This is a genomic window from Streptomyces sp. NPDC057854, assembly GCF_042797055.1.
GTDB lineage: Bacteria > Actinomycetota > Actinomycetes > Streptomycetales > Streptomycetaceae > Streptomyces.
The window spans coordinates 36,413-50,742 of the sequence record NZ_JBHVMF010000031.1 but is presented as its reverse complement, the minus strand read 5'-3'; the positions used below and the strand labels follow the sequence as shown (position 1 = coordinate 50,742).

16 protein-coding genes and 4 tRNA genes are annotated in these 14,330 nt (G+C 68.9%); 5 read left to right on the top strand and 15 right to left on the bottom strand.

Annotated features, from left to right (window positions below):
- Positions 1–123: 123 nt before the first annotated feature.
- The 8 genes from rplL to ACFVQZ_RS32650 all read right to left on the bottom strand — a co-directional run bounded on the left by rplL (position 124) and on the right by ACFVQZ_RS32650 (position 5,313).
- The gene (rplL, locus tag ACFVQZ_RS32685; RefSeq protein ID WP_030494217.1) at positions 124–510 is read right to left on the bottom strand and encodes a 50S ribosomal protein L7/L12; all 387 of its coding nucleotides are present in this window, start codon (positions 508–510) and stop codon (positions 124–126) included.
- Between the two features lie 111 nt (positions 511–621).
- A complete protein-coding gene (rplJ, locus tag ACFVQZ_RS32680; protein ID WP_030494216.1) occupies positions 622–1,152 on the bottom strand; it encodes a 50S ribosomal protein L10 in 531 nt (176 codons plus the stop codon).
- Between the two features lie 248 nt (positions 1,153–1,400).
- Positions 1,401–2,324, bottom strand: a complete 924-nt coding sequence (locus tag ACFVQZ_RS32675) for a hypothetical protein (RefSeq protein WP_030494215.1) — start codon at positions 2,322–2,324, stop codon at positions 1,401–1,403.
- Between the two features lie 153 nt (positions 2,325–2,477).
- On the bottom strand, positions 2,478–3,206 hold the full coding sequence (gene rplA / locus ACFVQZ_RS32670) for a 50S ribosomal protein L1 (RefSeq protein ID WP_030494214.1): 729 nt from the start codon (positions 3,204–3,206) through the stop codon (positions 2,478–2,480).
- Between the two features lie 83 nt (positions 3,207–3,289).
- The gene (gene rplK, locus ACFVQZ_RS32665) at positions 3,290–3,724 is read right to left on the bottom strand and encodes a 50S ribosomal protein L11 (RefSeq protein ID WP_030494213.1); all 435 of its coding nucleotides are present in this window, start codon (positions 3,722–3,724) and stop codon (positions 3,290–3,292) included.
- A gap of 173 nt (positions 3,725–3,897) precedes the next feature.
- Positions 3,898–4,800: a transcription termination/antitermination protein NusG gene (nusG, locus tag ACFVQZ_RS32660; protein WP_383628421.1), complete on the bottom strand. Its 903-nt coding sequence runs from the start codon at positions 4,798–4,800 to the stop codon at positions 3,898–3,900.
- 44 nt (positions 4,801–4,844) lie between these two features.
- Positions 4,845–5,135, bottom strand: a complete 291-nt coding sequence (secE, locus tag ACFVQZ_RS32655) for a preprotein translocase subunit SecE (protein ID WP_030494211.1) — start codon at positions 5,133–5,135, stop codon at positions 4,845–4,847.
- A gap of 105 nt (positions 5,136–5,240) precedes the next feature.
- Positions 5,241–5,313 (bottom strand) — tRNA-Trp (locus tag ACFVQZ_RS32650).
- Positions 5,314–5,517: 204 nt separating this feature from the next.
- Between ACFVQZ_RS32650 and ACFVQZ_RS32645 the strand changes: the two genes are divergently transcribed.
- Both ACFVQZ_RS32645 and ACFVQZ_RS32640 read left to right on the top strand, forming a co-directional pair.
- Complete coding sequence (locus tag ACFVQZ_RS32645; RefSeq protein WP_030494210.1) at positions 5,518–6,744, top strand: pyridoxal phosphate-dependent aminotransferase; 1,227 nt, start codon at positions 5,518–5,520, stop codon at positions 6,742–6,744.
- Positions 6,745–6,867: 123 nt separating this feature from the next.
- Positions 6,868–7,944: an adenosine deaminase gene (locus tag ACFVQZ_RS32640; protein ID WP_383628418.1), complete on the top strand. Its 1,077-nt coding sequence runs from the start codon at positions 6,868–6,870 to the stop codon at positions 7,942–7,944.
- On the opposite strand, the gene ACFVQZ_RS32635 is transcribed toward ACFVQZ_RS32640, so the two are convergent.
- The 6 genes from ACFVQZ_RS32635 to ACFVQZ_RS32610 form a co-directional block, all read right to left on the bottom strand.
- Positions 7,934–8,989 carry a UDP-N-acetylmuramate dehydrogenase gene (locus tag ACFVQZ_RS32635; RefSeq protein WP_383628416.1) on the bottom strand — a complete coding sequence of 352 codons (1,056 nt, stop codon included), beginning with the start codon at positions 8,987–8,989 and terminating at the stop codon, positions 7,934–7,936. The two genes, ACFVQZ_RS32640 and ACFVQZ_RS32635, sit on opposite strands and share 11 nt — an antisense overlap.
- Positions 8,990–9,042: 53 nt before the next feature.
- Positions 9,043–9,471 carry a MaoC family dehydratase gene (locus ACFVQZ_RS32630; RefSeq protein ID WP_030494207.1) on the bottom strand — a complete coding sequence of 143 codons (429 nt, stop codon included), beginning with the start codon at positions 9,469–9,471 and terminating at the stop codon, positions 9,043–9,045.
- Positions 9,472–9,473: 2 nt separating this feature from the next.
- Positions 9,474–9,926: a MaoC family dehydratase N-terminal domain-containing protein gene (locus ACFVQZ_RS32625; RefSeq protein ID WP_030494206.1), complete on the bottom strand. Its 453-nt coding sequence runs from the start codon at positions 9,924–9,926 to the stop codon at positions 9,474–9,476.
- An 81-nt stretch (positions 9,927–10,007) separates the two neighbouring features.
- A complete protein-coding gene (rpmG, locus tag ACFVQZ_RS32620) occupies positions 10,008–10,172 on the bottom strand; it encodes a 50S ribosomal protein L33 (protein ID WP_003956487.1) in 165 nt (54 codons plus the stop codon).
- Positions 10,173–10,290: 118 nt separating this feature from the next.
- Positions 10,291–10,363 (bottom strand) — tRNA-Met (locus tag ACFVQZ_RS32615).
- 44 nt (positions 10,364–10,407) lie between these two features.
- Positions 10,408–10,480, bottom strand: a tRNA-Thr gene (locus ACFVQZ_RS32610).
- Between the two features lie 207 nt (positions 10,481–10,687).
- On the opposite strand from ACFVQZ_RS32610, the gene ACFVQZ_RS32605 reads away from it, so the two are divergent.
- Both ACFVQZ_RS32605 and ACFVQZ_RS32600 read left to right on the top strand, forming a co-directional pair.
- A complete protein-coding gene (locus ACFVQZ_RS32605; protein WP_030494205.1) occupies positions 10,688–11,947 on the top strand; it encodes an amidohydrolase family protein in 1,260 nt (419 codons plus the stop codon).
- A gap of 16 nt (positions 11,948–11,963) precedes the next feature.
- Entirely contained in the window at positions 11,964–12,620 is a 657-nt protein-coding gene (locus tag ACFVQZ_RS32600) for an NAD(P)H-binding protein (protein WP_030494204.1), read from the top strand.
- Positions 12,621–12,678: 58 nt separating this feature from the next.
- Here the strand turns inward: ACFVQZ_RS32600 and ACFVQZ_RS32595 are convergent.
- Positions 12,679–12,759: transfer RNA gene (locus tag ACFVQZ_RS32595), tRNA-Tyr, on the bottom strand.
- A 527-nt stretch (positions 12,760–13,286) separates the two neighbouring features.
- Here ACFVQZ_RS32595 and ACFVQZ_RS32590 point away from each other — a divergent pair.
- Positions 13,287–14,330, top strand: a complete 1,044-nt coding sequence (locus ACFVQZ_RS32590) for an LPO_1073/Vpar_1526 family protein (RefSeq protein ID WP_383628412.1) — start codon at positions 13,287–13,289, stop codon at positions 14,328–14,330.

Below are 14,330 nucleotides of genomic sequence, written 5' to 3'. Positions count from 1 at the left end.
CCGCGGGACCCCCGCCACGCGGGTCCCGGGAACGCCGAAAGGCGACCACCCAGATGGATGATCGCCTTTCGGTGCCTCCGCGTTACACGGGGGCGAGAGTCAGCTCAGCGAGCCGAAACGGTCTTACTTGACCGTGACGGTGGCGCCGGCGGCCTTGAGGGACTCGGCAGCCTTCTCGGCGGCCTCCTTCGCGACCTTCTCGAGGACCGGCTTCGGGGTGCCGTCGACGAGGTCCTTGGCCTCCTTGAGGCCCAGGGAGGTGAGCTCGCGCACGACCTTGATGACCTGGATCTTCTTGTCGCCGGCACCCTCGAGGATGACGTCGAACTCGTCCTGCTCCTCGGCGGCACCGGCAGCGTCGCCACCACCGGCGGCGGGGGCGGCAACGGCGACGGCCGCGGCGGCGGTGACGTCGAACTTCTCCTCGAAGGCCTTCACGAACTCGGAGAGCTCGATGAGGGTCATCTCCTCGAACTGGGCGAGGAGGTCGTCCTGAGAGAGCTTCGCCATGATGGGCGATCCTTCCACTAATTCGGCAGGTGCCGATGTGTCTATAGAGGCGGGCGTAACGGCCCGCTACGACCCGCGCACTACGCGGCGCGGATCAATGCGCGAGCCGAATTACTCGGCACCGCCCTGCTCGGCCTGCTTGGCACGGAGCGCGTCCACGGTGCGGACGAGCTTCGACGGCAGAGCCTGGAAGAGCTGAGCAGCCTGAGACTGCTTGCCCTTGAAGGCGCCGGCCAGCTTGCTGAGCAGAACCTCGCGGGACTCGAGGTCCGCAAGCTTCTTGATGTCGTCGGCGGAGAGAGCCTTACCGTCAAGGACACCGGCCTTGATGATGAGGTTCGGGTTCTCCTTGGCGAAGTCACGCAGGGCCTTCGCCGACTCCACCGGGTCACCGGTGACGAAGGCGACCGCGGTCGGACCAGCGAAGTGCTCGTCCAGTGCGGTGATCCCGGCCTCGTTGGCCGCAATCTTGGTCAGCGTGTTCTTCACCACGGCGTACTGGGCGTTCTCACCGAGCGAGCGACGCAGCGTCTTGAGCTGCGCCACGGTGAGACCCCGGTACTCGGTCAGCACGGCGGCGTTGGAGCTGCGGAACTGGTCCGTGAGCTCGGCCACCGATGCAGCCTTGTTGGGCGTCGGCATAGTGCGTTCGCCTCCTTCCGGGTGATGAGGACCGCTCAGAAGGGGCTGAACAAACGAAAACGCCCCGGGCGCAGGCGCACGGGGCTCAGCTCGACCGGACGGAACATCCGGGAACTCTCCACAGTCACCTGCGCGGGTCGTCCGTTGTCAACGGATCCTTCGGCCACCGCACCCGGTAAGGGCACAGCAACGACCAGCGGTCTTTGGCTTCTGTGGAAGAGTACGTGACGTCGTCCGTCCGGGGCAAATCAGCCCTGAGCGGCGTCGGCGTCCTTCATGGCCTGGCCGGCGTCCTTGAGCATCTGGAAGAGGTCGACCGTGTCCTTGGCCGGCGGGGCCTGGACCGCGGCCTTGGTGCCGTAGTCGGAGTACTCGGCGACCATCTTCACGGTGCCCTGCGGCATCTTCATGCCGACGTCCATCTTCACCGGGTAGCCGTTCCCGTCGACCCAGACCTCGGTGTCGTACGCGGTGATGCCGGCCTTCTTCACCCCGTCGACGAGCTCCTTGCGCTCCTGCTCGGAGAGGACGTCGAAGGACGTGTTGGCGTCGACCATCTGCTCCAGGGTGAGCGTGCCCTTGTAGTGCTGGGCCTCGACCCCGCCGACCTTCTCCGCGCCGACGTGCTTGAGGTTCGGCGAGTCCAGGAGCAGGGCCAGCTGCTTGGCCGGGTCCTGGTTCATGTTCTCCATGCCGCCCGTCATGGACTTCTGGAGGTTCTTGTCGCCGGACGCCTCGGCGATGCCCTTGAGGTCGAACTTCATCCAGCGCTTGCCGTCGAGCTTGGCGGCCTGCTCGGCGCCCATGTCCATGTACATGACGTTGTCGAGCATGAGCATGCGCATCTGCTCCGGCCCGCCGGCACCGGCGGCGGCGGAGAGCATGGAGCCCTTGACCGTGATGTCCATGAGGGCGGGGTCCCAGCCCTGGACACCGGTCATCTCCATGGTGCCGCCGCCCTCCATGCCGGCCGGCATGGTGAGCGTCATGTGGATCTTGGCGGCCTTGGCCTCGGAGGTCTTCTCGAAAGCGGCCTTCAGGACCTGCGTCACGTCGCCGGCGCCGCCGGACTTGGCGCCCGTCTTGCCGTCGTCGTTGCAGCCCGCGAGTCCCGCCACGAGGCCCGCGGCGGTGAGCGCGACGCCCGCGCGCTTCCAGGTCGACTTGCCCATAGGTGTTCCCCACCCCTTGATCATCGTCTTTGCGTTCTCTTGAACCGTAACGCACGCCTACGACAGCGGAGACGCAATAAAAGCCGCCCCCCGTTCCTCCGGAGAGGAACGGGGGGCGGCTTTCAGGACTGACTGCTACCGAGCCGGAAGGGCTCAGACCGCGGCCGGGTCCTCCTCGACGAGGAGGTTGCGGGTGCGGTTCGAGTCGACCGGGATGCCGGGGCCCATCGTGGTGCTGATGGCGGCCTTCTTGATGTACCGGCCCTTGGCGGCGGACGGCTTCAGACGGAGGATCTCCTCCAGGGCCGCGCCGTAGTTCTCCACCAGCTGCGTGTCGTCGAAGGACGTCTTGCCGATGATGAAGTGCAGGTTCGAGTGCTTGTCGACGCGGAACTCGATCTTGCCGCCCTTGATGTCGTTGACAGCCTTGGCGACATCGGGGGTGACGGTGCCGGTCTTCGGGTTCGGCATGAGACCACGCGGACCGAGCACGCGGCCGAGGCGGCCGACCTTGCCCATGAGGTCCGGGGTGGCGACCACGGCGTCGAACTCGTTCAGGCGGTTGCCCTTGGCGATCTCGTCGATCAGCTCGTCGGAGCCGACGATGTCGGCGCCCGCGGCGACCGCGGCCTCGGCACGCTCACCGGTCGCGAAGACCAGGACCCGGGCGGTCTTGCCGGTGCCGTGCGGGAGGTTCACGGTGCCACGGACCATCTGGTCGGCCTTGCGCGGGTCGACACCCAGGCGGAAGGCGACCTCGACGGTGCCGTCGAACTTCGTGGTGGAGGTCTCCTTGGCAAGGCGGACGGCCTCGAGCGGGGCGTAGAGCTTCTCCCGGTCGATCTTGGCGTCCGCAGCGCGGAGGGACTTGCTGCGCTTCACTGCTGCTCCTGTGTTGTCTCAGGTGTGGAGTCGTGGTGCGGACCAAGCGCTGGTCCTACCACTGCGGTCACGAGGGGGGGTGATCAGCCCTCGACCGTGATGCCCATGGAACGGGCGGTGCCGGCGATGATCTTCGACGCGGCGTCCAGGTCGTTCGCGTTGAGGTCGGGCATCTTGGTGGTGGCGATCTCGCGGACCTGCGCCTCGGTGATCTTGGCGACCTTGGTCTTGTGCGGCTCGCCGGAGCCCTTCTCCACACCCGCGGCCTTGAGGATCATCTTGGCGGCCGGCGGAGTCTTGGTGATGAAGGTGAAGGAACGGTCCTCGTAGACCGTGATCTCCACCGGGATCACCCAGCCACGCTGCGACTCGGTCGCGGCGTTGTAGGCCTTGCAGAACTCCATGATGTTGACGCCGTGCTGACCGAGCGCGGGGCCGACCGGCGGGGCCGGGTTGGCCGCACCGGCGTTGATCTGGAGCTTGATAAGCCCCGTGACCTTCTTCTTCTTGGGAGGCATAGCTCTCTCCGGGTCCTAGTGAGAGTTTTCAGCCGATCCATCCGGTCATCCGGATGGAGGCATACCGCACAACGATAACGGGTATAGCTGCGCGTCCAAAAACCGAGCAGGTCAGAGGGGCTGTGGCAGCCCCTCTGACCTGTTCGGAAACTCGTGTGGATCGAGAAGAACGATCAGTTCTTCTGGATCTGGTCGAAGCTCAGCTCGACCGGGGTCTCGCGGCCGAAGATCTCGACGAGGCCCTTGACCTTCTTCGAGTCCGGGTTGATCTCGTTGATCGTGGCCTGGAGGGTGGCGAAGGGGCCGTCGGTGACGGTGACCGAGTCGCCGACCTCGAAGTCGAGGACCTGGACCTCCAGCTTGCGGGCCGGAGCCGGCTTGCCCTCGGCCTCGGCGGCCTCGCGGGCGGCCTTCTCCTCGGCCTCCGGGGCGAGCATCTTGACGATCTCGTCCAGGGTCAGCGGGTACGGGTCGTAGGCGTTGCCCACGAAGCCGGTGACGCCGGGCGTGTTGCGGACGACGCCCCAGGACTCGTTCGTCAGGTCCATGCGGACGAGGACGTAGCCGGGGAGCTTGTTCTGCTTGACGTTCTTCCGCTCGCCGCCCTTGATCTGGACGATCTCTTCCTCGGGCACCTCGGCCTGGTAGATGAAGTCCTCGACGTTGAGCGAGACGGCGCGCTGCTCCAGGTTCGCCTTCACGCGCTTCTCGTAGCCCGCGTAGGTGTGGATGACGTACCACTCGCCGGGCAGGGTGCGCAGCTCCTCGCGGAGGGCGGCGACCGGGTCGACGGGGGCGGCCGGCTCGGCCTCCTCCTCGGCGTCCTCGACCGCGTCCTCGGCGTCGGCGGTCTCGGCCGCGTCGGCAGCCTCGTCCGCCTCGTCCTCGTCGGTCTCCTCGACCTCGTCGGCGGACTCGGACACCTCGTCCTCGACGGCGGAGTCCTCGGCGGTCTCGTCCGCCGCGGCGTCCGCAGCCTCGGCCTGGTCCTCGTCCTCGTCGGCGGCCTCGATGGCGTCCAGCTCGTCCTCGGCGGGCTCGGACTCGAAGGCGTCGTTCAGGTTCGCGTCAGACACGGTGGCTGCTTCTTCCTGCGATACAGATGGGGTGGAACAAAAAGTCAGCCGAAGACGTACTTGACTGCTTCCTGGAAGCCAAAGTCAATCACGGTGACCAGACCGATCATCACGACCACGAAGATGATCACGACGGTCGTGTACGACGTCAGCTGGCTCCGCGTGGGCCAGACGACCTTGCGGAGCTCCGCGACGATCTGGCGGTAGAAAACGGCGAGACGGCCCAGGGGGCCCTTCTTCCCGCGCTTGCCGCCCTTGCGGCCCTTCTTCTTCGACTCCGGAGACGCGTCGTCTTCGGCATCAGGCATGTCGATGGAGCCAACGGCGTCCGTCACGATCTCTCACCTGATTCCGGGTCGTGGCCGTGCCGCGCCCGGGTGGAGCCGCACGGCGGTGCAATGAAGTACGTACATGCGCACACAACCTGGCGGTGTGTGTAGCAGGGCCGGAGGGACTTGAACCCCCAACCGCCGGTTTTGGAGACCGGTGCTCTACCAATTGAGCTACGACCCTTTGCGGTGTCCCCCAACCTACCCCATCGGTGATCGGATCGGTGCGGGCCAACGAGGAGAGAGTGTACGTGGTCCGGGGGCCTCCCGTCGAACAGGAACCGCGGCAACCTGCCGACGGGCGTCTTCCCGACCGTTGCCGACCGGTCCTGTCCGCTCCCTGAAACCTGTGTGCCGGGCCGGGAAACGGTCTGGGACGATGGCGGGTATGAGCGCTGCTACCCCTCCCACCGAGCGTCGGGTCTCCGCCCGGATCGGTGCGATCTCCGAGTCCGCCACCCTCGCCGTCGACGCCAAGGCCAAGGCCCTCAAGGCCGCCGGGCGCCCGGTGATCGGTTTCGGCGCCGGCGAGCCCGACTTCCCGACCCCGGACTACATCGTCGACGCGGCCGTCGAGGCCTGCAAGAACCCGAAGTACCACCGGTACACGCCGGCCGGCGGCCTGCCCGAGCTGAAGGCCGCGATCGCCGCCAAGACGCTCCGCGACTCCGGCTACGAGATCGACGCCTCCCAGGTCCTGGTGACCAACGGCGGCAAGCAGGCGATCTACGAGGCGTTCGCCGCGATCCTCGACCCGGGCGACGAGGTCATCGTCCCCGCCCCGTACTGGACCACCTACCCGGAGTCGATCCGCCTCGCCGGCGGTGTCCCGGTGGAGGTCGTCGCCGACGAGACGACCGGCTACCGCGTGTCGGTGGAGCAGCTGGAGGCGGCCCGCACCGAGCGGACCAAGGTCGTCCTCTTCGTGTCGCCGTCGAACCCGACCGGCGCCGTCTACAGCGAGGCCGACGCCGAGGCGATCGGCCGCTGGGCCGTCGAGCACGGCCTGTGGGTCCTCACCGACGAGATCTACGAGCACCTGGTCTACGGCGACGCGACGTTCACCTCGCTGCCGGCGATCGTGCCGGAGCTGCGCGACAAGTGCATCGTGGTAAACGGCGTCGCCAAGACGTACGCGATGACCGGCTGGCGCGTCGGGTGGATCGTGGGCCCGAAGGACGTGGTGAAGGCCGCGACGAACCTCCAGTCGCACGCCACCTCCAACGTCTCCAACGTGGCCCAGGTCGCCGCGCTCGCCGCCGTCTCCGGCAACCTGGACGCGGTCGCCGAGATGCGCACCGCCTTCGACCGCCGCCGCCAGACGATCGTCCGGATGCTCAACGAGATCGACGGCGTCTTCTGCCCGACCCCGGAGGGCGCGTTCTACGCGTACCCGTCGGTGAAGGAGCTGATCGGCAAGGAGATCCGCGGCAAGCGCCCGCAGAACTCGGTCGAGCTGGCCGCGCTGATCCTGGACGAGGCCGAGGTCGCGGTCGTCCCCGGTGAGGCCTTCGGCACCCCCGGCTACCTGCGCCTGTCGTACGCGCTCGGCGACGAGGACCTGGTCGAGGGCGTGTCCCGGATCCAGAAGCTGCTGGCCGAGGCCCGCGACTGAGCCTCCCCGCCCCGAGGGACGGGCCCCGGTTCCAGTGGAACCGGGGCCCGTTTCTGCGTTCGGACGGGTACCGATCGGGGAATCGCCGTGCATACCGCCGTTCGGGTAAGGCAGGATCGGCCAATGGAGCACCCCCGCGATCTCACCCTGTTGCCCAAGGCCCACCTGCACCTGCACTTCACCGGTTCGATGCGGCCCTCGACCCTCCTCGAACTGGCCGACAAGTACGGGGTCCACCTCCCGGAGGCGCTGAAGGGCGGTACGCCGCCGCAGCTGCGGGCCACCGACGAGCGCGGCTGGTTCCGCTTCCAGCGCCTGTACGACATCGCCCGCTCCTGCCTGCGCTCCCCCGAGGACATCCAGCGGCTGGTGCGGGAGGCGGCCCAGGAGGACGTGCGGGACGGCTCGGGGTGGCTGGAGATCCAGGTCGACCCGACCTCGTACGCGCCCCACCTCGGCGGTCTCATCCCGGCCCTGGAGGTCATCCTGGACGCGGTCGACGCGGCCTCCCGGGAGACCGGCCTCGGGATGCGGGTGCTGGTCGCGGCGAACCGCATGAAGCACCCGCTGGAGGCGCGCACGCTGGCCCGGCTCGCGGTGCGGTACGCGGACCGGGGCGTGGTGGGCTTCGGGCTGTCCAACGACGAGCGCCGGGGCATGGCCCGGGACTTCGACCGGGCCTTCGCGATCGCCCGCGACGGCGGTCTGCTGGCCGCCCCGCACGGCGGCGAGCTGACCGGTCCCGCGTCGGTCCGGGACTGCCTGGACGACCTGCGGGCGGCCCGCGTCGGGCACGGCGTGCGGGCGGCGGAGGACGAGCGGCTGCTGCGGAAGCTCGCCGAGCGCGGCGTGACCTGCGAGGTGTGCCCGGCGTCCAACGTGGCGCTGGGCGTGTACGAGCGGCCCGAGGACGTCCCGCTGCGCACCCTCTTCGCGGCGGGCGTGCCGATGGCGCTGGGCGCCGACGACCCGCTGCTCTTCGGCTCCCGGCTGGCGGCCCAGTACGAGATCGCCCGCCGGCACCACGGTTTCACGGACGCGGAGCTGGCGGAGCTGGCCCGCCAGTCGGTCCGGGCCTCGGCGGCGCCGGAGGACGTGCGCCGGAAGCTGCTGGCGGGCGTGGACGACTGGCTGGCGGCGCCGGCGCCGGCGGCGGGGCGCGTGCCGGGGCCGGGTGCGGTGCCGGTGACTACAGGCTGACGCCGACCGTCACGGGTTCGTTGACGAGGGTGACGCCGAAGGCGGCGCGGACGCCGGCGACGACCTCGCGGGCGAGGGCGAGCAGGTCCTCGGTGGTCGCCTCGCCGCGGTTGGTGAGGGCGAGGGTGTGCTTGGTGGAGATCCGGGCGGGCCCGGAGCCGTACCCCTTGGTGAAGCCGGCCCGGTCGATGAGCCAGGCGGCGGAGGTCTTGGTGCGGCCGTCGCCGGCCGGGAAGGCGGGCGGGGTGACGTCGGGGCCGAGCCGGTCGGCGACGCGCGTGAGGAAGGTCTCGTACTCCTCCGCCGTGAGGATCGGGTTGGTGAAGAAGGAGCCGGCGGACCAGGTGTCGTGGTCCTCGGGGTCGAGGACCATGCCCTTGCCGGCCCGGAGCTTGAGGACGGTCTCCCGCGCGTGGGCGAGCGGCACCCGGTCACCGGCCTCGACGCCGAGGGCGCGGGCGGTCTCCGGGTAGGCGATCGGCGCGGAGAGCCCGCCGGCGTCCTCCAGCGCGAAGCGGACGCGCAGCACGACGTACCGGTCCGGGTGGTCCTTGAAGAGGCTGTGCCGGTACGAGAAGGCGCACGCGGCGTTGGTGAGGGTGACGGTCTCGTCGGTCCGGCGGTCGTAGGCGACGACCTCGGTGAGGGTGGCGGAGACGTCCTGGCCGTAGGCGCCGACGTTCTGGATCGGGGTGGCGCCGGCGGAGCCGGGGATGCCGGCGAGGCATTCGATCCCGGCGAGCCCGGCCTCGACGGTGCGGGCGACGGCGTCCGTCCAGACCTCGCCGGCGGCGAGCTCCAGGCGGGTCCCGTCGAGGGAGAAGCCGGTGGTGGCGATGTGCAGGGCCGTGCCGTCGAAGCCCTTGTCGCCGATGACCAGGTTGGAGCCGCCGCCGATGATCAGCAGCGGGGTCCCGGCCGCGTCGGCCTCGCGGACGGCGGCGATCACCTCGTCGTCGGTGGTGGCCGTGACGAGCCGGGTGGCGGGGCCGCCGAGCCGGAAGGTGGTCAGGGGGGCGAGGGGGGCGTCCTTGAGCTGCTGCACGGGCCCAAGGGTACTCACGTGAGTGCCTTCGCCCTCCTGACCGGAGGCGCCGGTCAGGCCAGGCGTACGACGGCCCGGCTCATCCCCAGCACCTTCTGGCCCGCGCTGGTCGCGGTCAGGTCGACCCGGACGAGGCCGTCGTCCAGCTTGGCGCCGACCTTGGCCGAGACCTCGATCACGGCGCCGGCGTCGTCGTTGGGGACGACGACGGGCTTGGTGAAGCGGACGCCGTACTCGACGACGGCGGCGGGGTCGCCGACCCAGTCGGTGACGACGCGGATCGCCTCGGCCATGGTGAACATGCCGTGGGCGATGACGTCCGGGAGCCCGACCTCGACGGCGAACTTCTCGTTCCAGTGGATCGGGTTGAAGTCCCCGGAGGCGCCCGCGTACCGGACGAGGGTGGCGCGGGTCACGGGGAAGGTCTGCGCGGGCAGCTCGGTGCCGGCCTCGACCTCGTCGTAGGCGATCTTCGCGGTCATGGTCAGGCCTCCTCGGGGGCGCGGGAGACGAGCTTGGTCCAAGCGGTGACGACGTGCTCGCCGGTCTCGTCGTGGACCTCGCCGCGGATGTCCAGGATGTCGTTGCCGGCCAGCGACTTGATCGCCTCGATGGTCGAGGTGACCGCGAGGCGGTCGCCGGCGCGGACGGGCCGGGTGTACGCGAACTTCTGGTCGCCGTGGACGACGCGGCTGTAGTCGAGGCCGAGCTGCGGGTCCTCGATCACCAGGCCGGCGGCCTTGAAGGTGATGGCGAACACGAAAGTCGGCGGGGCGATCACATCGGGGTGACCGAGTTCCTTGGCCGCCTCGGGATCGGTGTAGGCGGGATTGGCGTCGCCGATCGCCTCGGCGAATTCGCGGATCTTCTCGCGGCCGACCTCGTAGGGCGCGGTGGGCGGATAGGTCCGGCCCACGAAGGACTGGTCGAGCGCCATGCCTCGGTACCTCCAGGATTGTTGCCGACAAACGCCGCGAGGCCGCCCCCGGTTGGGGACGGCCTCGTCGAACGAGCCTGACTAGCGCGTCTCGCGGTGCGCGGTGTGCGAGTTGCAGCGGGGGCAGTGCTTCTTCATCTCAAGACGGTCCGGGTTGTTACGCCGGTTCTTCTTGGTGATGTAGTTCCGCTCCTTGCACTCCACGCAGGCCAGCGTGATCTTCGGGCGGACGTCGGTGGCAGCCACGTGAGTGCTCCTTGACGGACGGATGGATGGATGGGCGCACCCCCGCGCTCCGGAAAGTTCGGGGGGACATGAAAGAGTAGCCGATCGCAGGACCGACCCCACAATCGGCTACCGTGTGTAGCGGTGACCGGACTTGAACCGGTGACACAGCGATTATGAGCCGCTTGCTCTACCGACTGAGCTACACCGCTTTGATGTCGGGATCCCCGCCCGAAGGCGGGATTCCCGTCACCAGAGCCCCAATACGGAATCGAACCGTAGACCTTCTCCTTACCATGGAGACGCTCTGCCGACTGAGCTATTGGGGCGAGCGAGGAAGACATTACACGGTCTGCGGCCCATCACCCAAATCCGTTTCGCCGGGCCGCCCGCCCGGGGCGCCGCCCCCGCCCCGTACGCCACTCGTGCACTCATCGGTACGACTATTGCGCTCCTTCTCGAAGGCGGCGGCGCCCGCCCCTAGGCTCTGCCCCACGCTGCGTGATCTCGATCTTGGTGACTTGGTGAGGAGCCCGATGTCGGCCGACAGCAAGCAGCCCCGTCAGCCCTCGGACGACGGGGGCGGCGCGGCCACCGAGGACGCGCACGCGCTCCTGCTGTCGAACGCGCGGCTCACCGACGGGCGGACCGTGGACGTACGGCTGGTGCGGGGCCGCATCGAGGCCGTCGGCACCGCGGGCAGCCTCAGCACCGCCGGCGCCCGCGTGGACCTGGCCGGCTATCTGCTGCTGCCGGCGCCGGCCGAGCCGCACGCCCACGCCGACACCGCGCTGTCCGCCGAGAGCCCCGGCCCGGTCTCGTACGCCCCCGAGGAGGTGCGGCGGCGGGCCACCGAGGCGGCGCTGCTCCAGCTCGGGCACGGGGCGACGGCGCTGCGGGCCCATGTGCGGATCGGCGGCGTGGACGCGCTCGGGCCGCTGGAGGCCGTCCTCCAGGCCCGGCGCTCGCTGCACGGCCTGGCGGAGCTGACGGCCGTGGCGGTGCCGCGGCTGCTGACCGGCGCGGCGGGCGCGGACGGGCTCGCGATGCTGCGGGACGCGGTGAAGATGGGCGCCGGGGTGGTCGGCGGCTGCCCGGACCTGGACCCGGACCCGGCGGGGTACGTGGAGGCGGTGCTGGAGGTCGCGGCCGAGCACGGGGTGCCGGTGGACCTGCACACGGACGGCGACGACCCGGCGCGGCTGGCCCGGTTCGCGGCGATGGCGGGCGGGCTGCGGCCCGGGGTGGCGATCGGCCCGTGCGCGGGGCTCGCCCGGATGCCGGAGGAGGTGGCGGGCCGGGCGGCGGACCGGCTGGCGGCGGCGGGCGTGACAGTGGTCTGCCTGCCGCAGGGCGGCTGCGCGGGGACGGAGCGGCGGGGTACGGCCCCGGTGCGGCTGCTGCGGGCGGCGGGGGTGCGGCTGGCGGCCGGGAGCGGCGCGCTGCGGGACACGGCGAACCCGGTGGGGCGCGGGGACCCGCTGGAGGCGGCCTTCCTGCTGGCGTCGGTGGAGGGGCTGGGGCCGGCGGAGGCGTACGGGGCGGTGAGCGCCCGGGCGCGGGAGGCGATGGGCCTGCCGGAGGTGCGGGTGGAGGCCGGTTTCCCGGCGGAGCTGGTGGCGGTGCGGGGCGAGCGGCTGGCGGGCGTGCTGTCGCTGGCGTACAGCCGGATCGTGGTGCACCGGGGGCGGGTGGTGGCGCGGACGAGCGCGGTGCGGGAGTACTGCGACTCGGCGGCGGCGCTGGACCTGCCCCGGCAGGCGCGCTCCGACCCGGGAGGCCAGGCGGCCCGCTGAGCCGTACGGTCGGAGCATGCGCATCGTCATCGCTGGAGGACACGGTCGGATCGCCCTGCGCCTGGAGCGGCTGCTCGCGGCGGGCGGGCACGAGCCGGTGGGGCTGATCCGCCGCCCGGAGCAGGCGGCGGACCTGCGGGCGGCGGGCGCGGAGCCGGTGGTGCTGGATCTGGAGTCGGCGCCGGTGGAGCAGGTCGCGGAGGTCCTGCGGGGCGCGGACGCGGCGGTCTTCGCGGCGGGCGCGGGCGCGGAGGGCGGGGCGGCCCGCAAGGAGACGGTGGACCGGGCGGCGGCGGTGCTGTTCGCGGACGCGGCGGAGCGGGCCGGGGTCCGGCGCTTCGTGGTCGTGTCGTCGATGGGCGCGGACGCCGGCCGCCCGGGCGACGAGGTCTTCGACGCCTATCTGCGGGCGAAGGGCGCGGCGGACGACGCGATCCGGTCCCGTACGGGCCTGGAGTGGACGGTTCTGCGCCCCGGCATGCTGACGGACGACGCGGGGACGGGCCTGGTCCGCCTGGAGGCCCGCACGGGCCTCGGCCCGGTCCCCCGGGACGACGTGGCGGCGGTCCTCGCGGAGCTGGTGGACTCCCCCGGCACGGCCGGCCTGACCCTGGAACTGGTCACGGGCTCGACGCCGGTGGCGGTCGCGGTGACGGACGTCGCGGGCAACTGACCGCGCGGACGACGAAGAAGGTCCCCGGTGCGAACACCGGGGACCTTCTCGTATCGCGTGGCGGCGCCAGGATTCGAACCTGGGTAGGCTAAGCCGACGGATTTACAGTCCTCCGGTGCGACCCCCCACACACTCCACCTGAAGTGCAGGAACCGCATGCCCCTCCAAGCGTGGGAGGCGGGTCGTCCATGCCTCGTCCAGCCGCAGCGCCCAGACCGCCGGCACGCGGTTATCCGGTTCTGATGCTGAAGCCCCTGCGCACCCGCATCTGGATGAGAGATGAGGGCTGGGAGCAACTCCAGCAGGGACACCGCGAACTGGGGTACCCAAGGAGCTGCGGGGGCCCGCATCCTTGGCGCACACTGCTGACATGACGCAAACGCGACGTTTGGTTCTCTGGGGCTCCACTGTGGCTGCCGGTCTCCTCCTCATTGGCCTGGCTGCATATTTGGGCCTAGAGAGAGCCGATAAGGTATCCAGCATAATCAGCGCAATTTTTGGCGTAGCAGGATTCTCTTTGGGGGTCTATCAGCTATTGCGAAACCAGACGTCACCGAACACCCCGCCAACTCCGCACCAAACGCAACGGTCGGGAAATAATTCCACCAACATTCAGAGTGCTGGCGATCTAACCATTGGCGACAACAATAGGTTCGGTGACGCACCTTGATTTGGCGACAGAGGCAAAACGGGGGCGATGGATCAACCAACATCCAATCCCAAGTTGTCCAATTCGGCATCGACTACAAAGACGCCAAACAAATCGCCCTGGATGTATTCAATGAAAATTTTGCAAAACTCACCCAAGGCGCCTATCGGACAGCCAACGACCGGGCAGAGGAGTTCACAGAAAACTACTTGACTGAGCTCCAGGAGAGAGGCGGAGATTCTCTTAGCAATATCGAGGACCCGGGAATTCAGTCCGACATCCTAGAGGCGCAGTCCGGTTACGCCAAAACCGGCGATATAGAGCTAGGACAGATACTCGTCGACCTCCTCGTTGATCGAACGTCAAAAAGGCCAAGAACCCTCACCAGCCTCGCGCTAAGCGCCTCCATCTCGACTGCACAAAAGCTAACCTCAGCACACTTTGCGGCACTGACCGCAATCTTCGTCCTGCGGCAGGTTCGTGTAGGAGGGGCAACCAGCCCTCCGGTTCTCTACAATCGCCTCTCAGGCTACCTAACTCCTCTAGCACCTGAGATTCAGAAGCTCACCGGGACTGACGTCCAGTACCTCGCTGGACTGGGGTGCATCACCATGTCAATCGGTGCGATAACCCCGGCCGAGATCTTCCGGCGAACCTACCCAGGACTCTTCACCAAGGGCTTCAAGATCGATCAGTTCCCCCAGCTAGGAGACCTCGAAGGGACCGGGGTACTCACTAGATGCATCAGAGATCCCGAGAATTTGCAAATCGATGCCGTAGACACCGAAACACTGGAGAGGAAACTTGAGGAGATAGGAAGAGTAGATCGACTGGAGGAACTCAAAGGCGTTGCCAACACTGCCGCGTTGAGCGACTCCGAGATCCTCGACGAGTTCACACAAGGCAACCCTTCACTCAGGAATCTCTTGGACGTGTATCAGAGCAGAGAACTTGCAAATTGCACGAACACCGCAATTGGCACCACCATCGCACACGCCAACCTGCGTCAGGTCACATCAGGGAAGTTTGAGGCCGGATTGGAAATATGGACTGAATCCTAA